Source organism: Demequina sp. (assembly GCF_049841215.1).
In the GTDB taxonomy this organism is placed as follows: Bacteria; Actinomycetota; Actinomycetes; order Actinomycetales; family Demequinaceae; genus Demequina.
Map to the genome: position 1 here is coordinate 112644 of NZ_JASGEO010000011.1, position 18388 is coordinate 131031.

The window sequence follows — 18388 nt, forward strand, 5'->3', positions numbered from 1 at the left end:
AGAGCGGCCCCGGACCAACAGGTCCGGGGCCGCTTTTCTCGTCTAGGGCGGGATCTACTTCTTGGCTCCCTGGAGGTACGCGGTGGTTTCGCGACTGAAGAGCATCAGCAGCACCACGCCCGAGATCAGCAGCTGAATCATCGCAGCCACTGCCGCGTTGGAACCGATCGCGATCCAGGCGACGATGTGGACACCGATGTGCAGCAGCATCACGATCGCGATCAGGGTGCGCGCCACCGTCGAGCCCTGGAACAGCAGCGCAGCCACGGCCACAGTCGCGAGGCCGATGAGCAGGCTCGCCCAGGCGAACCACGCTTGGGCGCCGTCGATGGAGTCGTTTGCAACGAGCCACGCCACGCCCTGGATCACGTCGCCGGCGCCCGCGATGAGCGCAAGCAGGGTAACGACGACCACGTCGGTTGGGCGTCCGCCGCTCGGTGCCGCCGGCGAGGGAGCGACAGGGGTCACGGGGGACGCCGTGACGCTTCCGATCATCGGCTCAGGAATGGGCTCGGTGAACTCGCCGTGGGTGTTGTCTGAGCTCATGTTTCCTCCTGGAGGTGGCCCAACCGGGCCCTAGGTGGGTTATGCGGAAAGGTCCCTGCCCCTGTAATAGTCAGAGGCGGAACGATTGGTGAGCAGGGCAATGATGAGCACCGCGAGGGCCAGGTCAAACACCGCGGACCACACGGAAATGCCACGGATCGCGATGAGCGCCCACAGGGCACTCGCCGCGCGCGCGGCCATGAGGATCACCACGAAGGCCCGCGCAAACTGGCTGCGGTTGCCAAGCCCTAGCGCCACGAGAATCGTCGCGAGTCCCAGCGCGAGCAGCACGAGCGTGTAGTACCGAAGGGTGATGACGTCGACGCCACTCTCGAGCATCATCACGCGATCGAACGACATGAAGAACAGCGTGATCGAGCCGATGAGATCACCGATAGCGGCAAGCCACACGAGCACTATCACAAACGACACGCCCGCGGGCCTGCGTGCGGGAACCGGTGAAGGTGCTGGGGAATCGAGATCTCCGCTCATAGGCCCACGCTAGCGCGGGCGAGGCCGCGCCGGGCTGCCGTCTACGCTTGTTCCCATGAAGTTGACCGTCGCGAAGATCGGCAAGGCCCACGGGCTCAAGGGCGAGGTGTCTCTCGACCTCCGCACCGACACTCCCCAAACCCGGCTTGTGCCAGGGGCGACGTTCGAGACCGAGGGGGGAAGCGTCGGGCAGTTGACGTTGCTCAGGGCGCGCGAGCAGAGCGGGCGCTGGGTGGCGTCGTTCGCGGAGCTCACCGACCGTACCGCCGCCGAGAACGCGCGCGGCACCGTGCTACTCATCGAGGGCACCGAGTCCGACGAGGACGACGCGTGGTACGTCCACGAGCTCGTGGGGCTCACGGCCGTGAAGGCGGACGGCACCGAGGTGGGTGAAGTGGTGGACCTTCTCGACCTCCCTGCCCAAGATGTGCTCGTGGTGCGCGAGCCGAGCGGTCATCGCGCCATGATCCCGTTCATCGAGGCATTCGTGCCGCACGTGGACATCGCGAATGGCACGGTCATCGTGAACCCGCCGTTCGGCCTGCTTGAGGGTGAGGACGACGAATGAGGATCGACGTCGTCACGATCTTCCCCGAGTTCTTCCAGGTGCTCGACGTCTCCCTGCTGGGCAAGGCCCGTGCGGCAGCGCTCGTGGAGACCCACGTTCACAACCTCCGCGACTGGTCCCACGACGTCCACCACACGGTTGACGACGCGCCGTTTGGCGGCGGCGCGGGAATGGTGATGAAACCCGACGTCTGGGGCGAGGCACTCGACGACGTCCTCATCGCGGGCGGCACCCTGGTGCTCCCGAGCCCCGCTGGCGTGCCGTTCACGCAGGCGCTCGCCGGGGAATTGGCAACCGCCGAGCAGTTGGTCTTTGCGTGCGGCCGCTACGAGGGCATCGACGCTCGCGTTCCCGAGTACTACGCAGGGCGAGGCTTCCGCGTGCTCGAGGTGTCCCTCGGCGATTACGTGCTCAATGGGGGAGAGGTGGCCGCGTTCGCGATGATCGAGGCCATCACGCGCCTCATCCCCGGCTTCATGGGCAACGCGGAATCTATCGTTGAGGAAAGCCACGCCGACGGCCTGCTCGAGTACCCCTCGTACACTCGCCCCGCCGCGTGGCGGGGATTGGAGGTGCCCGAGGTGCTGTTGAGTGGTCACCACGCCCGCATCGAGGCGTGGCGGCGCGAGCAGCAACTGGAGCGGACGCGCGAGAGGCGACCCGACCTGCTGGCATAGGTTGCTGGCAGAACCCACGCCGGATGTGGCAGAATAGACCCTCGGTGTCTGCGTAGCGTCGGCCTGCCACAGGGGGTCGAGCACTCACTCACAGAGCACCATTCACTACCGAAGCCTTAGGGCAGAGCCGTGCAGGACCTGTGGCGTGTGCGAGGAGTAACCGTCATGCAGAAGCTTGACAGCATTACCGCGGGCCAGCTCCGCGACGACATCCCCGACTTCCGTGCCGGCGACACCGTCAAGGTGCACGTGAAGGTCATCGAGGGAACCCGCTCTCGTATCCAGGTCTTCCAGGGCGTTGTGATCGCTCGCCAGGGCCAGGGCATCGGCGCCACCTTCACGGTGCGCAAGATTTCGTTCGGTGTTGGTGTGGAGCGCACGTTCCCCGTGCACGCCCCCACCATCGACCACATTGAGCTCGTGAGCCGCGGTGACGTGCGCCGCGCCAAGCTCTACTACCTGCGCGGTCTGCGCGGTAAGGCTGCTCGCATCCGCGAGAAGCGCGAGAACTGACATCAGCACAGAAGCTGACGCTCCGGCGGAGACCGCAGAGGTTTCCGCCGGGCGTCGCCTGTGGGGGTACGCCAAGGAAGTGCTGATCGTTGTAATCAGCGCACTGGTGCTGTCCTTCCTGATCAAGACGTTCTTCTTCCAGTCCTTCTGGATTCCTTCCGGCTCTATGGAGCCCACCCTTGTCTACGGTGACCGCATCCTCGTCACCAAGTGGCGCCCCGATCCGCTGCCGCTGCGTCGCGGAGACATCGTGGTGTTCAAAGACCCGGGTAGCTGGCTCGACCATGAGCCAGAGAACTCGAGCGGCCTGCGTCATATCGGCAAGGAACTGCTCACCTTCACCGGCCTGCTGCCCGAAGACGCGGGCGAACACCTCGTGAAGCGCATCATCGGCCTGCCTGGCGACCACGTGGAGTGCGACGACCCCGAGGGCAAGGTCAAGGTCAACGGTGAGGAGATCACCGAGGACTACATCGCTCCTGGCGCGCGCCCGTGCGGAAAGACCTTCTCCGTGACCGTTCCCGCGGACCGCCTGTGGGTCATGGGTGACAACCGCGATAACTCTGCGGACTCCCGCTTGCACATGGGCCTTCCTGGTGGCGGCACCATTCCCAGGGACAACGTGGTTGGCGCGGCATTTGCGCTCGTCTGGCCCCTCGACCACTTCACCGGTTTGGGTAACCCCTGGGGCGATGACGCGGTCTCCGAGGACGATCTCGCGACGCAGGCTCCGGTTCCCTCCGCCTCCTCGTGACGGTCGCTGCGTGACCGTCTCGCTCACCTACGAGCGCTCCCTGTGGGACGCGGGCCACGTCGTGGTCGCGGGCATCGACGAGGTGGGTCGCGGCGCTCTCGCCGGCCCGGTATCGGTTGGCGTGGTCGCGGTCACCGTGTGCGACACCTGGCCGGATGGCCTTGCGGATTCCAAAGAGCTCACGCGCGCGAGGCGTGAGGCCCTCTGCCCGACGCTGGAGCAGTTTGGCGTGGCACGTGCCGTTGGGCATGCCTCGCCTTCCGAGATTGATGGGCTTGGCATCATCGGCGCACTCAGGCTCGCGGCGCGTCGCGCGCTGTCCGCGGTGGGCGCCGTCGATGCGGTGCTCCTCGATGGCAAGCACGACTGGCTCACGCGCGAACCCACGCTGCTGGACCCGGATCCTGAGCCCACTCCGCCCGTGACGATGGTGATCAAGGGTGATGGGCTGTGCGCGTCGATTGCGGCCGCGTCGGTGCTGGCCAAGGTGGAGCGGGATGCACTCATGCGCTCGGCACACGCGGACCACCCCGAGTACGGGTGGGACGGCAACAAGGGCTACGGCGCCGCGGGCCATCTCGACGCGATTCGACGCCTTGGTCCCACGCCGCTGCACCGCGTGTCGTGGTCGCTTCCGGCTCACGAACTCCAGCCGTAGCGGTCGCTGAGAGCGGCCACTGCGTCGGCCGGGATGGCGTCACGAAACTGTGCGCTCGCGAGGGCCAGCAGGGCGCGCGCGGCCGGTTCCGGGTCTTGGGACACCGCCGCAGCGATGCCTTCTGCAAGGTCCGGGAACGCGCGCTCCACGCGTCTGCGCACGTCGATGGCGTCAACAGCGCCAGGGTCCGAGGGCGTCAGCCCGGCGCGGGCCGCCCTAAGCAGCGCCGCTACAGCCTCCGAGCGAACGATCTCGCCGCCGCTCACGATCTCGCCCCTGCGAACCCTCGCCACTCCCAAGTGAAGCGAGAAGACGAAGGCGGCCAGAGCGTCGGGCAGGCTGATGGCGTTAACCGGGAACGGCGTGGCCTGGGCGCGCGCGAGCGCCTGCGCCGCGCCGCCACGGTCAAGGAGCACCGTGCCTTCTCCGGCGACCCACGTGGCCACCTCGTCCGGAGTGCCGACGCCCCACTCGATGAAGCGCCCATCGCGGAAGAGCACCTTGCCGCCGCCATGCCATTCCACGAGGTGGAGCACCACGTCGTCGGCGTTGGGGAGCCAATCGACGTGGTGGCGGTAGCGGTCGTGGGCACCGGGGGCGACCATGATGAAGAGGTCCAGATCCGACCACTCATCCGCTCGCGTGGTCGCGGCCGTAGAGCCGAGACCCGCGATGCCAACGACATCGTCGCGGCTGCTGAGGGAGGCGACTACAGAGTCGCGCCATTGTGTGAAGTCGTGCGCCATGAGACGACCTTGCCACAGCACCGTGCCACCGCCTGCTTAGGATGGAACCGTGAGCAGCGAAGACCTTGAGAACTACGAGACAGAGGCCGAGCTGGCCCTCTACCGCGAGTACCGGGACGTGGTGGGCTTGTTCCAGTACGTCGTGGAGACGGAGCGGCGGTTCTATCTGGCGAACAAGGTGGACCTGCAGGTGCGCGCGAGTGGGGGAGACATCTACTTCGAGGTGACCATGGCGGACGCGTGGGTGTGGGATGTTTACCGCTCTGCTCGGCTCGTGAAGAACGTGCGAGTGGTGACCTTCAAGGACGTCAACATCGAGGAGCTCGCGCACGATCCGGATTCGATGCCGGACATCAGGCAGTTGCGCTCGCGGTAGGAGTGGCAGGGACCTAGGTCCCGAAAACGATTGACAATATTTGCAGAGTCTGCAAAAATGCAGATTATGCAAACTGACGTGCGCGAGCAGACCGGCCGGGAGGCCAAGCGCGAACGCACCCGCATTCGCATGGAGACGGCCGCGATTGAACTCGCTCTCCAATACGGATCCGAGAACATCACGGTTGACCAGATCTGTGCGCTGAGCGAGGTATCTGCGCGCACGTTCTTCAACTACTTCGGTTCGCGAGAGGCCGCGCTGCTCGGCACGGGCAAGCCCGTGCCCACTCCCGAGGCGATCACGCAGTACATCGAGGGCAACGAGCCCGTGTTCGAGGGCTTCATCCAGATGCTCATGGACGCGGCGCTCTCTCGCGAGCCCGACCTGCGGCTCATTCGCCTGCGCCGTGAATTGTTCTTTCGTGAGCCCGCGCTCGCGAGTCAATCGTTTGCGCGCGGCATCGCCACGCGCGACGAGTACGTCAAGATCATCCGCGAACGCATTCGACGCGAACAGCCAACGGCGTCCGACGCCGAGGTCGAGGACGAGGCCACCGTGGTGGTTGCCACGGCCCTCGGCGTGGTGCAGGTCGTGGCGAACCGCTGGATCGAATCCGACGGCACCGCGGACCCCGCACACCTCATTCCCCAAGCCATTGAGCGCTTGAGGCGACTTATCTAGACCAAGCCCCGGCCACCGTCGGGCAGTAGTGAAAGTAGAAGGACAACACCCCATGTCCATGCCATCATTCAAGGCGCCCGAGAAGCAGCAGCACATCGTGCTGATCTTCGTGGGCCTCATTACCGCGATGCTGCTGGCATCGCTGAGCGGCACGATCTTCTCGATCGCGCTGCCCACGATCGTGGGCGAACTCGACGGCGTTGACCACATGTTGTGGGTCACCACCGCGTACATCCTCGCGTCGACGATCGTCATGCCGCTCTACGGCAAAGCGGGCGACCTCATCGGCCGCAAGGGACTGCTCATCACTGCGATCGGCCTGTTCATGGCCGGCTCCGTTGTTGGTGGTCTTGCGAACGGGATGACGGAGCTCATCATCGGCCGCGCCATCCAGGGCCTCGGCGGCGGTGGCCTCATGATCCTGTCGACGGCGATCATCGCCGAGGTAGTTCCCGCCCGCGAGCGTGGGCGCTACGTGGGCATCATGGGCGGCGTCTTCGCGTTCTCGTCCGTGGCCGGGCCGCTGCTTGGCGGCTGGTTCACCGAGTCACTCGGCTGGCGCTGGTGCATGTGGGTCAACATCCCGCTTGGCATCATCGCGATCGTCTCCGCGCTGCTATTCCTGCACCTTCCGCACCGCGAGCGCGAGAAGCGGCCGGTGGACGTGGCGGGCATGACGCTACTTGCCGCCGTCTCCACGGCGATCGTGCTCGTGTCGGTGTGGGCCGGTCACACCTATGACTGGACGTCGCCGGTGATCATCGGCCTGCTCGCCTTCTCCGCGGTGGGAGCACTCGGCTTCGTGATGGTGGAGCGCAGGGCCGCAGAGCCCGTCATGCCGCTCACGCTCTTCAGCGACCGCAACTTCAACGTGGTCACCGTGGCGGGCCTGCTCATCGGTGTCGCGATGTTCGGTGCCATCAGCTACATGCCCACCTACTTGCAGATGGTTGCGGGAGTTGACCCCACGCACGCCGGGTTCCTCATGATCCCGATGATGGGTGGCCTGCTCATCACCTCGATCATTTCCGGTCAGTTGGTCACGCGCACCGGCCGCTACAAGGCGCTGCCAATCATCGGCACCGCGCTTGTGGCCGTGAGCCTTGGCCTGCTGTCGACGCTGAGTGCAACGCAGCCCATTTGGGTGGTGTGCTCGTACCTTGCCGTGATGGGCATCGGGCTTGGTATGTCCATGCAGATCCTGGTGCTCGTGGTGCAGAACTCGTTCCCCATCAAGATGGTGGGCACGGCAACGGCCTCGAACAACTACTTCCGTCAGATCGGCGCCTCGCTCGGCGCCGGCGTGGTGGGCTCGTTGTTCACCGCTCGCCTTGTTGACCTGCTCACGGAGCGCCTTGGCGCGATGGGTGGCGCTGGCGGGGGAGCGGGAGACCTCAACGCCTTGACACCCGGCGCCGTTCAGGAGCTTCCCGCGGCCGTCCAGGAAATCGTCGTTGGCTCGTTCAACGACGCGCTGGCCCCGGTGTTCCTCGTCATGCTGCCGCTCGCGGTGGTCGCCTTTGTGCTGCTGTTCTTCGTTCGCGAGGTGCCGCTCAAGACCACGATCGATGAGGGCGAGGGCCTGATTGAGGCAGTTGGCATCGAGAGCGCTGAACTGGCGGAGGCCGAGCGCTCGACACATGAGCTCGCGACGGTCGGCGCCGTGACTGGCACAACGGTCGCCAACGCCACGCGCACCAAGCAGTAGTTCGCCGAACTCGAGCGGCCCCCAGAAGCGACGACTTCTGGGGGCTGCTCTGCGTTGACGCAACGCGCGTAACACCCCTGACCACTCTCGGGCCCTTCCAAGGCCGCAACTGGGGGAGAAGGGCCGCTGAGTGGTCGCGGCTGTTGCGGGTGTCGGCAGGGGAGCCGTGCTCGTCGGAAGGTGCGCAAGAATCACGGGGGTCGCAAGAATCGCAAAGAAAGTATTGCAAAGTAATCTTTGCGATGCTACTTTCGTGCCATGAGCGAAGCAGAAGGCCCAGAGCGGATCATCGACGCGGCCTCCCTGAAGGCCCTAGCGCACCCCTTGCGCGTCGATCTCTTTGACCGTCTCATCATGTTTGGTCCGGCCACGGCGAGCCAGCTCGCCGAGGCGTTGGGGGAGTCCTCTGGCGCCACGAGCTATCACCTGCGCCAGCTCGCGCGCCACCACTTCATCGAGGAAGACCCCGATCGCGGCAACGCCAAGGAACGCTATTGGCGCGTGCCGAAGGGTGGCGTCACCATGAACCCCACGGACTTCGAGGAGGGCAGCGCGGAGGCAGAGGCCGGAACCCTCGTAGTGCGCCAAATGGTGGAGCAGCGCTATCGCCACGTGGACGCCTTCCTTCGCCGCGGCCAACGCGAGATGGGCTCCGAATGGGTCGCAGCGTCGGCCCTCATGTCCGCCCGCACCACCCTGACCGCCCAAGAACTCGCGACCGTCACCGAGGAGATCGCGGGGGCGATCGACGCGGCGCTCGACCGCTATCGCGACCGCGAGGACCCGGAAGGCGCCCGCCCCGTCGTCCTTCACTTCAACGCCTTCCCAGTCATCGGCGCCCCAACCCACCCGGAGGAATCATGAGCGCAGAACCAACACCAGAGCAGGGCAGCGGCTTGGGCGGTGCCTTTGGCCGTCTGTGGGGCGCCGCCATGACGTCAAACCTGGCCGACGGCATCGCTCGCATCGCGATCCCGCTCGCCGCCGTTGCCCTCACCAAAGACCCCATGGCCATCGCGCTGCTCACGGCGCTCATGTACGTGCCGTGGCTGCTCTTTGGCGTGCCGGCCGGCATGATCGTGGACCGCATCGATCGGCGCTACGCGATGGCCATCGCCAACGCGGCACGCCTGCTCGCCGCCGCAGGGGTCGCCCTGTTCATCGCGAGCGACAATCTCACGATCGCGGTGCTCGCCGTGGCGACCGTGATCTTTGGCCTTGGCGAGACCCTGTTCGACAACGCGACCACCGCAATCACCCCGTCGCTCGTGAAGAAGGGCGGCCTCGACAAGGCGAACGGCCTCATTCAGGCGGCCCAAGTGGGCGTGGACATGTTCGTGGCCACTCCCATCTCGGGACTGCTGTACTCGATCGCGGTGATCCTGCCGATGATCGTGGGCGGTGCCGGCTACTTCGTCGCCGCGTTGCTGGTGCTCACGCTGCCCGTGGCCGCCGCGCGCGCGAGGCACGCCGATGGCGAGCTCGTGGCCGCGGTGCCGCTCAAGGAGGCCATCGGCTTCGTGTGGCACCACCGTTACTTGCGCGCGCTCGTGTTCTTCACCACCGCGGTCGGCACGGCGTTTGCGCTCGCTCAGGCGATCACGGCGCTGCTCTTCCTTGACCGCTTCGAGGTGACGCCAGCGCTGTTCGGTGTGGTGACAGCTGGCATCGGGGTGGGCGGTGTCGCCGGTTCCCTGCTCGCTGGAGTTGCCGTGCGCAGGTTTGGGCGCGGCCACACGATGTTGTGGGCAACGGTGATTGGCGGGGTGGGCCTGGTTGGCGTGGGCCTCGCGCCCAACGCGTGGCTCGCAACGGTCGCCTATGGCTTTGGTGCCGCCGGTGTGTCCATGTGGAACGTGCCGTGGGGGTCGCTGCGCCAGGCGATCATTCCTGGGCACATGCTTGGCCGCGCGATCGGCGCGATCCGCACCTTCGCGTGGTTCCTCATGCCGATCGCCACGCTCGCGGGCGGCTGGATCGCCACGGTGGATCTGCAGCTGCCGTACCTCATCGGTGGCGGGATCTCGGTGATCGTGGCGCTCGCGGGTGCCAAGCTGCTGCTGCAGGCGGATCGGCACTTCCCTGCAGAGGAGGCCACGGAGCCCGGGCCCGTTGAAGGGGCCGACGCTGTGGTCGAGTCAGGCACAGTGGTTGAGTCAGGCACAGTGGTTGAGTCTCCCGTTCCCTAACCTGCGTCCCCAGATTGTCCGCAAGAGGGCGCTATCCCCAGATCGGGGGTAGCGCCCTCACCGCTTTCCCCGCCACCCCTCACGCTTGGGGCTTGGGAGGTGGCGATGGCTACGAAGGACGTGGTGGGGCGGCACGGGGAGAATCTCGTGGCGCGTCGGCTCGAGGAGGCAGGGTGGCGCGTGCTCGAGCGCAATTGGCGATGCGATCAGGGCGAACTGGACATTGTGGCGCTCGATGGCGACTGCCTCGTGGCGGTTGAAGTCAAGACCCGTCGAAGTGCCGCCTTCGGTTCGCCTCAAGAAGCGGTGACGCGGGAGAAGCTCTATCGCCTCCGGCGTCTCGTCGCCGCGTGGCTGTCCGCGCAAGAGCGGCATTTCCGCGAGGTGCGCATCGATGTGTGTGCGGTGACGCTGCCTGCCGCGGGTGCGGCAATCGTGGAGCACTTGCGGGGTGTCGAGTGATCGGCAGGGCGCGGGCGATAGCGCTCGCGGGCCTGTCTGGTCATGTCGTCGACGTTGAGGCACACCTTGCGGCTGCGTTGCCCGCTTTCACGATCGTTGGCCTGCCCGACGCTTCGCTTCAGGAATCTCGCGACCGCGTCAGGGCGGCGGTGGCCTCCTCAGGGCTGGAGTGGCCCGTGCGGCGGATCACGGTCAATCTCTCGCCGGCCTCGCTGCCAAAGACGGGCTCTGGCACGGATCTGGCGATCGCGGTGGCGGTGCTTGCCGCAGCGGGGCAGGTTGACGCCAAGCGTGCGAGCCGCGCCGTGTATTTGGGTGAGTTGGGGCTGGATGGCGCCGTGCGCTCGGTGAGGGGTGTACTTCCCGCGGTGGCGGCCGCGGTGGCGGCGGGGCTGCCCCATGTGGTGGTTCCCGCAGCCAACGGAGCCGAGGCGCGCCTCGTCGAGGGCGCGCGCGTGACCGCTGTTGCCTCGCTCGGGGAGCTCGCGCAACTGCTAGGCAACGAGCACGCGATCCCGGCCCCAGCGTCGGGCGGCGTTGCGATGGTTACCCCAGCGGCGGCGGCGCCGATAGGGGACCTCAGCGACGTGCGCGGGCAGGAGGGAGCGCGATCCGCGCTCGAGGTGGCCGCGGCGGGTGGTCATCACTTGCTCATGGTTGGGCCGCCCGGAGCCGGCAAGACGATGCTTGCCAACCGGATGACGGGACTTCTTCCCGATCTCTCCGTGGAGGACGCCGTGACGGTCACGAGTGTGCACTCGCTGTGCGGCACGTTCGATCCGCAGGGCGGCCTGATGAGCAGGCCGCCGTTTGAGGCGCCACACCACTCGGCCTCGGCGCCCGCGATCGTGGGCGGTGGATCGATGCTTGCGCGGCCAGGGGCGATCAGCAGGGCGCACGCCGGAGTCTTGCTGTTGGACGAGGCTCCCGAGTTCCCTGCTCGCGTGCTCGATACCCTGCGCCAACCGCTCGAGTCTGGAGAGATCGTGTTGCACCGCGCGCACGGCGCTGCGCGCTATCCCGCGCGCTTCCAACTTGTGCTCGCCGCAAACCCGTGTCCTTGCGGGAACAAGGGCGTTCGCGGCATGGAGTGCACGTGCTCTCCGCTCCAGCAACGCCGCTACTTTGCCCGGCTGTCGGGCCCCCTGCTCGATCGCATCGACATTCGCATCGATGTGGCCCCAGTGAGGAGGGGCGCGACGGAGGGAGAGACCACGGCGGACGTTGCCGCCCGAGTCGAGAGCGCGCGGGCAGCGGCGCGGGCGCGGCTCATCGGCACGGGGTGGTCGCTCAACTCACAGGTGAGTCCCCGCTGGTTGCGGGCACACACGCCCGGAAAGGCACTTGAGCAGGGGCAACGCACGCTGGACACGGGGGAGATCTCCGCGCGCGGGTTCGACAGGGCGCTGCGTGTGGCCTGGTCCATCGCGGACCTCAAGGGAGCGAAGGGTCCGGACGTCGGCGATGTGTTGCAGGCACTTAGCCTGCGGAACAGGAGCGGGCAGTGACCGGGCGCAGCGCGGCTGTGGATGTGGCGCTCTCTGGCGACGACCGCCAGGCGCTCATAGCGTGGAGCGTGCTCGCGGAGGGATATGACGAGGCCGCTGCATGGCTCGTGGATGAGCTGGGAGCGAGCGCGGCGCTCGCATGGCTGATAGACGCGGCGAAGGATCCCGTGGCGGCAACGGTGCGCCTCGCGCCGCTCGCGCCGCCAAAGACGATCGACAAGGCGGTGGCCGCGGCCGAACGGTGGTTGCGGCGCTTGGGTGAGGTGGATCCGGCGGGGGAGATGGCGCGCGCCCACGCGGTGGGCGCGCGCCTCGTGACGCGGCTCGATGCTGAGTGGCCAACAGTTCTTGATGACCTCGAGTCCAGGGCTCCCTACGCGTTGTGGGTGCGAGGCGACGGCGACCTTTGTCTCCTTATGGACCGCGCCGTGGCAGTGGTGGGGTCGCGGGCGGCCACGGCCTACGGCGAACACGTGGCCGCTGACATCGCCGGGGGCCTCTCTGACGCGGGCTGGTGCGTCGTTTCCGGTGGGGCGTATGGAATCGACGCTGCCGCGCATCGCGCGGCGCTCACGGGGCCAACGCCGTCCGTGGCGGTGATGGCGGGCGGTGTGGATCGCTTATATCCCGCTGGCCATCACGACCTCTTGACGCAGGTGATGGACGGCGGAGTTGTGGTGAGTGAGGTTCCGATTGGTTACGCGCCGCACCGCTCACGGTTTCTCGCGCGGAACCGCCTCATTGCCGCCGCCGCGGCCACCTGCGTCGTGGAGGCGGCCACGCGCTCGGGCGCGCTGAACACTGTCAATCACGCTCTCGCGCTGGCGCGCCCCGTTGCGGCCGTTCCAGGGCCGGTGACGTCGGTGGCATCAGGTGGCTGTCATCGCCTCATCCGGGACGGGCTTGCGGTGCTCGTGACCCAGGCGAGGGAGGTGCTCGAGCTCGCGGGCCCCATTGGGCCGGACGCAGACGAGGGCAGCGGTGACGGCTTTGGCTCTGCCGCGGAGCGGGCTGCATTCGACGCCATTGCGCGGCGCGGATCGCGCGTCGAAGACGTCGCGAGAGGGGCGGGGCTTGCCATCGCGGAGACGTTCGCGGCCCTCATGGGGCTCGAGTTGGCGGGGAAGGCCAGGGCCACCGACGGCGTGTGGCGCAGGCGGGAAACTACCCAAAACTAGGACAAAATACCCCAGAAATCGCGTTACTGATGTGAATCATGTGACAAAAGTGACTGAAGGTATTGCGGTGACAGGTGTGACAGTGCCAGATTGTGCGCATGCCAACTGCGGTGATGTCGAGCAGCCTGCTCGCTGACTTCGAGCGCTACCTGCGCCATCAGCGCGGGCTTTCGGAGAACACGGTGCGCGCCTACCACGGCGATCTGATGCACCTCGCGGCCTTTGTCGCGGCGGTCTCGGGCGAGTCCGTAGACATCGACGAGGCTCTCGAGGGCGCCACGCTCGGCGATCTGCGCTCATGGCTCGCGGCCATGTCCACCGATGGTCTGTCTCGCACCACGCTTGCCCGCAGGGGAGCGGCGTGCAGGGCGTTCTACATGTGGGCCGCGGATGCGGGACGTGTGGACTCCAACCCCGCCTTACGCCTTGCTTCCGCGCGGCCGTCCGTGACGGTTCCCACGGTGATCTCCGCCGATGACGTGGGCACCCTGCTGGAGGTGGCGGAGCGCCGCTGTGACGATGGCAACGCCATCCACGTCCGCGACTGGGCCGTCGCCGAACTCCTGTACGCCACGGGAATGCGCGTTGGCGAGCTCGCTGGCCTCGACATTCGCGATGTGGACCTCGAGCAGCGGCTCGTCCGCGTGCTCGGTAAGGGTGCCAAGGAGCGTGTGGTGCCGTTCGGCGTGCCGGCGAAGCGTGCGATTACGCAGTGGCTCGAGTCGGGCCGTCCGCTGCTCGTGCGGCCTGACACCGACGGCGCCCTCTTCCTAGGCCAGCGCGGTAGGCGCGTTGACCAGCGCCAGGTGCGCGCGGCCATCCACGGACTGTGCCAGCTGGCAGGGGTCGACGACATCGCTCCCCACGGCCTTCGCCACACCGCGGCAACGCACCTCCTCACCGGGGGATCCGATCTTCGCTCTGTCCAAGAAGTGCTTGGCCACGCGAGCCTCACCACCACCCAGCGCTACACCCACGTGTCCGCCGAACGTCTGCGGGCGACCTACCAGTTGGCCCACCCGCGAGCCTGAGGGAGAACCATGTCCGAGCTAAACGCCGTGCTGAGTGCACAAGAGACCGACGAGGTGGTCGCCGTTGACCCCACCGCCGAGCTTGCGGGGTTGTGGAAGGCGCTCGGCGGCAATCGCCGTGCCGCGCGCGCCCAGGCGCGCGAGGCTCTCATCACCCACTACGCGCCCCTCGTGAACCAGGTGGCCGTGCGCATGGTCGGCCGCTTGCCGGACACGGTAGAACTTGGCGACCTGGTCTCCTACGGAATGTTTGGCCTCATCGATGCCGTGGAGCGCTTCGAGCCCGAGCGTGGCTTCAAGTTCGAGACCTACGCCTCCACCCGCATTCGCGGGGCCATCATCGACGAGCTTCGCGCCGCCGACTGGGTGCCGCGTTCTGTGCGCTCCAAGGCGCGCGTGGTGGAGCAGGCAACGCGTTCGCTCGAGCAGGAGCTCATGCGGCAGGTCACCGATGAAGACGTTGCCGGCCAGCTTGGCTGGGCAACGATGGAGGTCCGCACCGTGCGCGCGCAGGTGGCGCTGAGCCACGTCGGCGCGCTCGACGCGCTTGGCGGTGCCGATCCCGAGACGAGCCAGATCGAGACCCTCATGTCGCTGTCCGTGCCCGGTGCTGCGAACTCCGTGGAGGCCACCGAGCGTCGCGAACTCCTCGCGAGCGCCGTGCAACAGGTGCGCGACCGCGAACAAGAAGTGCTGCGCCTCTACTACTACGAGAACCTCACCCTCGCGCAGATCGGCCAGATTCTTGGCGTCACCGAGTCTCGCGTTTCGCAGATTCACTCCGCCGCCGTCAAGAAGCTGCGCGAGAGCCTGGTGAAGACCGGCGCCTTCGAATAGGCGCCTACTCCCGCAGCGGCAACAACCTAATGGGGCCGTAGCCGCGCAGCACATCGAGCGGGTCCAGGTACTCCTCGCCTCGCCGCACGCCCCAATGCAGGCACGCGTGCGACGCGCAATGCGAGCCGGCGAGTTCGAGCGTGCCCACCGTGTCGCCTTGACGCACATGGTCGCCAACACGGCCCGACGCTGTGACCGGCTCGAGCGTGGAGCGCAGCCCATTGGGGTGGGTCACCACCACAACGCCCCTGCCAGCGACTCTCCCCGCGAAGGTCACCACCCCGGCGCCAGGCGAGAGCACCGCGTCGCCTTCGCCGAGCCAGATGTCGACCCCACGATGGCCCGGCCCCCAATCGCTAGCAGGGCGATCGAACGCGGCGGCAACCTGAAGTGGCGCGGGGGAGGCCAGCCACGGATCAGCCACGGTGTCAGGGGCCGGCGCGGTCCCACCAAGGACGCACACCGCCAACAGCAACCACAGGCTTCGCACCAACCCAGGAAAGCGCCAAACCCGGCCACGTGCAGCGGCGACCCCCGGCGCCTGGGGATAGACAGCGTCGGGCGGGCGCCTGGGGACGCGGGTAGCAGGGAAGGTGTCCGTTCAGGTACGATTGATCCCGCATCCGGCATGCCCGGGTGACATCGCGCACCATTCGCATTCCCCACGGAATGCGCCGGAGAGGCGAGGTCCGAGGAAACTCGGAGCCAATCCGCGGTGGTGCCAGGGATTCCGCCACCCGGCGGCATCGACAACCGAATGAGCGGGGCCATGCCCCGCGCCAAACTAGCGCGCGCGAGCGCGCGGACAAGGACGAGCCATGGCCGTTGTGACCATGCGTCAGCTGCTCGACTCTGGCGTCCACTTTGGACACCAGACCAGCCGCTGGAACCCCAAGATGAAGCGCTTCATTTTCACGGAGCGCAACGGCATCTACATCATTGACCTGCAGCAGTCGCTCACCAAGATTGACCAGGCCTACGAGTTTGTGCGCGACACCGTCGCCCACGGCGGCACCGTGCTGTTCGTTGGCACCAAGCGTCAGGCGCAGGAGCAGATCGCGGAGCAGGCCGCTCGCGTGGGCATGCCCTACGTGAACGAGCGCTGGCTCGGCGGCATGCTGACCAACTTCCAGACCGTCTCCAAGCGCGTTGCGCGTCTCAAGGAGCTCGAAGAGGTCGACTTCGACGATGTAGCCGGTTCTGGCCGCACCAAGAAGGAACTCCTCATGATGCGCCGCGAGTACGAGAAGCTCGCCAAGACGCTCAACGGCATCCGTGACATGTCCCGCACGCCCTCCGTGGTGTGGGTTGTCGACACCAACAAGGAGCACCTTGCGGTGGATGAAGCCAAGAAGCTTGGCATCCCCGTCGTGGGCATCCTCGACTCCAACTGCGACCCCGACGAGGTCCAGTACGGCATCCCCGGCAACGACGACGCGATCCGCGCCGTTGGCCTGCTGACCCGCGTGATCGCCGACGCCGTGGCCGAGGGCATTCGCCTGCGCCACACCGCGAAGACCGGTGACGAGGCCGTCGTTGAGGAAGAGCCGCTCGCAGAGTGGGAGCAGGAGCTGCTTGGTTCCGCTGCCAACGAGGCGCCTGCAGTTGAGGCCGACGCTGCTGGTGAGGCCGACGCTGTGGTTGCCGAAGAGGCCGTGGTTGCCGAGGAGGCTCCCGCCGCTGAGGAGGCTCCCGCCAAGAAGGCGCCTGCCAAGAAGCCCGCCGCCAAGAAGACCACCGAGGCCGCTGCGGTCGAGGAGACTCCCGCTGAGGAGGCTCCCGCCAAGAAGGCGCCTGCCAAGAAGCCGGCCGCGAAGGCCGCCAAGACCGACGACAAGTAAGGACTGACATGGCGAACTACACCGTCGCCGACATCCAGGCGCTCCGCGAGCGCACCGGTGCCGGCATGCTCGACGTCAAGAAGGCTCTCGACGAGGCCGACGGCGACCAGGAGAAGGCCGTCGAGATCCTGCGCGTCAAGGGCCTCAAGGGTGTCGCGAAGCGCGAAGGCCGCTCGGCGTCCGAGGGCCTCGTCGTGACCAAGATCGAGGGCGAAGAGGGTGCCCAGGTTGGCACGCTCCTCGAGCTCAACTCGGAGACCGATTTCGTGGCGAAGAACGAGAAGTTCATCGCGCTCGCGAACGCGGTGCTCGACGCTGCGGTTGCCGCCAAGGCGGACTCCGCGGAGGCCGCTCTTGCCGCCCCCATCGGCGACAAGACGGTTGGCGAGTTCCTTGACGAGAACGCTGGCGTGCTCGGCGAGAAGGTCGTGCTGCGTCGCGTCGCTCGCATCGAGGCTCCGGTTGTCACCGAGTACCTGCACAAGACGAACAAGGACCTGCCCGCGCAGGTTGGCGTTCTCGTCGGCACCGACGTCAAGGCCGCTGAGGTGGCCAAGGACGTCGCGATGCACGCTGCCGCGTACTCGCCGCTGTACCTCACTCGTGAGGACGCCCCGGCGGAGGACGTTGCCAACGAGCGTCGCGTCGCCGAGGAGGTGACGCGTGCGGAAGGCAAGCCCGAGGCCGCGCTTCCCAAGATCGTCGAGGGCCGTCTCAACGGCTGGTTCAAGGAGAACGTGCTCGTGGAGCAGGCGTTCGCCAAGGACAACTCCAAGACCGTCGGCAAGGTGGTCGAGGAGACCGGCGGCGAGGTGACCTCCTTCGCCCGCTTCCGTGTGGGAGCCTAAACTCACACCACAGCCAAACGCCACGCGCCGCCAGGAGGATCGATGACTGACAACACCACCGATTCGCCGGCGGCGCGTCGCGTTTTGCTCAAGCTTTCGGGAGAGATGTTTGGCGGTGGTTCCGTTGGCCTTGATGCCGACGTCATCGCCCGCATTGCTCGCGAAGTGGCCGACGCTGTGGCCGGCGGGGTCGAGGTGGCCATCGTCGTTGGCGGCGGCAACTTCTTCCGCGGCGAGGAGCTGAGCCAGCGCGGTATTCAGCGTTCGCGCGCCGACTACATGGGCATGCTCGGCACCGTGATGAACGCGCTCGCGTTGCAGGACTTCCTTGAGCAGGCGGGCGTCGCAACGCGCGTGCAGACCGCGATCACGATGGGTCAGGTTGCTGAGCCGTACATTCCGCTGCGCGCCATTCGCCACCTTGAGAAGGGCCGCGTGGTGATCTTCGCCGCGGGCGCAGGGATGCCGTACTTCTCCACGGACACCGTGAGCGTGCAGCGTGCCCTTGAGACGGGCTGTGCGGAGGTGCTCATGGGCAAGAACGGCGTGGACGCGGTGTACTCGGCAGACCCCAACATCGATCCAACGGCGGAGCGGCTCGAGCACGTGACGTACAGAGACGCGCTCACGAAGAGGCTGCGAGTGATGGATCAGGCCGCGTTCTCGCTGGCCATGGACAACAAGGTGCCGATGGTCGTCTTTGGCCTCGATACCCCTGGAAATGTGACGCGTGCGCTCCTCGGTGAGAGAATCGGCACGCTGGTGACGGCGTAAG

At 66.9% G+C, this 18388-nt stretch carries 22 protein-coding genes; 18 read left to right on the forward strand and 4 right to left on the reverse strand.

The window, feature by feature from the left end; all coding sequences use genetic code 11:
- Nucleotides 1-54: 54 nt before the first annotated feature.
- The gene (locus tag QM618_RS05385; RefSeq protein ID WP_428095438.1) at nucleotides 55-546 is read right to left on the reverse strand and encodes a hypothetical protein; all 492 of its coding nucleotides are present in this window, start codon (nucleotides 544-546) and stop codon (nucleotides 55-57) included.
- A gap of 39 nt (nucleotides 547-585) precedes the next feature.
- Entirely contained in the window at nucleotides 586-1038 is a 453-nt protein-coding gene (locus tag QM618_RS05390; protein WP_428095439.1) for a hypothetical protein, read from the reverse strand.
- 55 nt (nucleotides 1039-1093) lie between these two features.
- On the opposite strand from QM618_RS05390, the gene rimM reads away from it, so the two are divergent.
- The 5 genes from rimM (at nucleotide 1094) to QM618_RS05415 (ending at nucleotide 4208) form a co-directional block, all read left to right on the forward strand.
- Nucleotides 1094-1606 (forward strand): ribosome maturation factor RimM, encoded by a 513-nt coding sequence (gene rimM / locus QM618_RS05395; protein WP_428095442.1) that lies wholly within the window; start codon nucleotides 1094-1096, stop codon nucleotides 1604-1606.
- Nucleotides 1603-2283: a tRNA (guanosine(37)-N1)-methyltransferase TrmD gene (gene trmD / locus QM618_RS05400; protein ID WP_428095444.1), complete on the forward strand. Its 681-nt coding sequence runs from the start codon at nucleotides 1603-1605 to the stop codon at nucleotides 2281-2283. The genes rimM and trmD overlap by 4 nt, the downstream gene beginning before the upstream one ends.
- Before the next feature lie 165 nt (nucleotides 2284-2448).
- Entirely contained in the window at nucleotides 2449-2796 is a 348-nt protein-coding gene (gene rplS / locus QM618_RS05405; RefSeq protein ID WP_428095446.1) for a 50S ribosomal protein L19, read from the forward strand.
- 79 nt (nucleotides 2797-2875) lie between these two features.
- On the forward strand, nucleotides 2876-3550 hold the full coding sequence (gene lepB, locus QM618_RS05410) for a signal peptidase I (RefSeq protein ID WP_428095449.1): 675 nt from the start codon (nucleotides 2876-2878) through the stop codon (nucleotides 3548-3550).
- Between the two features lie 10 nt (nucleotides 3551-3560).
- Nucleotides 3561-4208, forward strand: a complete 648-nt coding sequence (locus QM618_RS05415; RefSeq protein ID WP_428095451.1) for a ribonuclease HII — start codon at nucleotides 3561-3563, stop codon at nucleotides 4206-4208.
- Here the strand turns inward: QM618_RS05415 and QM618_RS05420 are convergent.
- Nucleotides 4190-4954 carry a hypothetical protein gene (locus tag QM618_RS05420; protein WP_428095453.1) on the reverse strand — a complete coding sequence of 255 codons (765 nt, stop codon included), beginning with the start codon at nucleotides 4952-4954 and terminating at the stop codon, nucleotides 4190-4192. The two genes, QM618_RS05415 and QM618_RS05420, sit on opposite strands and share 19 nt — an antisense overlap.
- Nucleotides 4955-5003: 49 nt before the next feature.
- Between QM618_RS05420 and QM618_RS05425 the strand changes: the two genes are divergently transcribed.
- From QM618_RS05425 to QM618_RS05470, 10 genes are all read left to right on the forward strand, one after another.
- Entirely contained in the window at nucleotides 5004-5330 is a 327-nt protein-coding gene (locus QM618_RS05425; RefSeq protein ID WP_428095456.1) for a DUF2469 domain-containing protein, read from the forward strand.
- 66 nt (nucleotides 5331-5396) lie between these two features.
- Nucleotides 5397-6011, forward strand: a complete 615-nt coding sequence (locus tag QM618_RS05430) for a TetR/AcrR family transcriptional regulator (protein ID WP_428095458.1) — start codon at nucleotides 5397-5399, stop codon at nucleotides 6009-6011.
- A 52-nt stretch (nucleotides 6012-6063) separates the two neighbouring features.
- On the forward strand, nucleotides 6064-7719 hold the full coding sequence (locus tag QM618_RS05435) for an MDR family MFS transporter (RefSeq protein WP_428095460.1): 1656 nt from the start codon (nucleotides 6064-6066) through the stop codon (nucleotides 7717-7719).
- A 258-nt stretch (nucleotides 7720-7977) separates the two neighbouring features.
- On the forward strand, nucleotides 7978-8583 hold the full coding sequence (locus QM618_RS05440; protein ID WP_428095462.1) for an ArsR/SmtB family transcription factor: 606 nt from the start codon (nucleotides 7978-7980) through the stop codon (nucleotides 8581-8583).
- On the forward strand, nucleotides 8580-9908 hold the full coding sequence (locus QM618_RS05445) for an MFS transporter (RefSeq protein WP_428095464.1): 1329 nt from the start codon (nucleotides 8580-8582) through the stop codon (nucleotides 9906-9908). Before QM618_RS05440 ends, QM618_RS05445 begins: the two co-directional genes overlap by 4 nt.
- 105 nt (nucleotides 9909-10013) lie before the next feature.
- Nucleotides 10014-10370, forward strand: coding sequence for a YraN family protein (locus tag QM618_RS05450; RefSeq protein WP_428095467.1), 357 nt, complete (start codon nucleotides 10014-10016; stop codon nucleotides 10368-10370).
- The gene (locus tag QM618_RS05455; protein WP_428095469.1) at nucleotides 10367-11878 is read left to right on the forward strand and encodes a YifB family Mg chelatase-like AAA ATPase; all 1512 of its coding nucleotides are present in this window, start codon (nucleotides 10367-10369) and stop codon (nucleotides 11876-11878) included. The genes QM618_RS05450 and QM618_RS05455 overlap by 4 nt, the downstream gene beginning before the upstream one ends.
- Nucleotides 11875-13056, forward strand: coding sequence for a DNA-processing protein DprA (gene dprA, locus QM618_RS05460; RefSeq protein WP_428095472.1), 1182 nt, complete (start codon nucleotides 11875-11877; stop codon nucleotides 13054-13056). Before QM618_RS05455 ends, dprA begins: the two co-directional genes overlap by 4 nt.
- A gap of 98 nt (nucleotides 13057-13154) precedes the next feature.
- Complete coding sequence (locus QM618_RS05465) at nucleotides 13155-14087, forward strand: tyrosine recombinase XerC (RefSeq protein ID WP_428095475.1); 933 nt, start codon at nucleotides 13155-13157, stop codon at nucleotides 14085-14087.
- 9 nt (nucleotides 14088-14096) lie between these two features.
- The gene (locus tag QM618_RS05470; protein WP_428095477.1) at nucleotides 14097-14924 is read left to right on the forward strand and encodes a FliA/WhiG family RNA polymerase sigma factor; all 828 of its coding nucleotides are present in this window, start codon (nucleotides 14097-14099) and stop codon (nucleotides 14922-14924) included.
- 4 nt (nucleotides 14925-14928) lie between these two features.
- On the opposite strand, the gene QM618_RS05475 is transcribed toward QM618_RS05470, so the two are convergent.
- On the reverse strand, nucleotides 14929-15348 hold the full coding sequence (locus tag QM618_RS05475; protein WP_428095479.1) for a M23 family metallopeptidase: 420 nt from the start codon (nucleotides 15346-15348) through the stop codon (nucleotides 14929-14931).
- A gap of 394 nt (nucleotides 15349-15742) precedes the next feature.
- Here QM618_RS05475 and rpsB point away from each other — a divergent pair, with 394 nt between their 5' ends.
- Genes rpsB through pyrH form a run of 3 tightly spaced genes read left to right on the forward strand, consistent with a single transcriptional unit; the run spans nucleotide 15743 to nucleotide 18387 of the window.
- Nucleotides 15743-16765: a 30S ribosomal protein S2 gene (gene rpsB / locus QM618_RS05480; protein WP_428095481.1), complete on the forward strand. Its 1023-nt coding sequence runs from the start codon at nucleotides 15743-15745 to the stop codon at nucleotides 16763-16765.
- An 8-nt stretch (nucleotides 16766-16773) separates the two neighbouring features.
- Nucleotides 16774-17613 carry a translation elongation factor Ts gene (gene tsf / locus QM618_RS05485; protein WP_428095483.1) on the forward strand — a complete coding sequence of 280 codons (840 nt, stop codon included), beginning with the start codon at nucleotides 16774-16776 and terminating at the stop codon, nucleotides 17611-17613.
- Nucleotides 17614-17655: 42 nt separating this feature from the next.
- Nucleotides 17656-18387, forward strand: a complete 732-nt coding sequence (pyrH, locus tag QM618_RS05490) for a UMP kinase (RefSeq protein WP_428095485.1) — start codon at nucleotides 17656-17658, stop codon at nucleotides 18385-18387.
- Nucleotide 18388 lies beyond the last annotated feature (1 nt).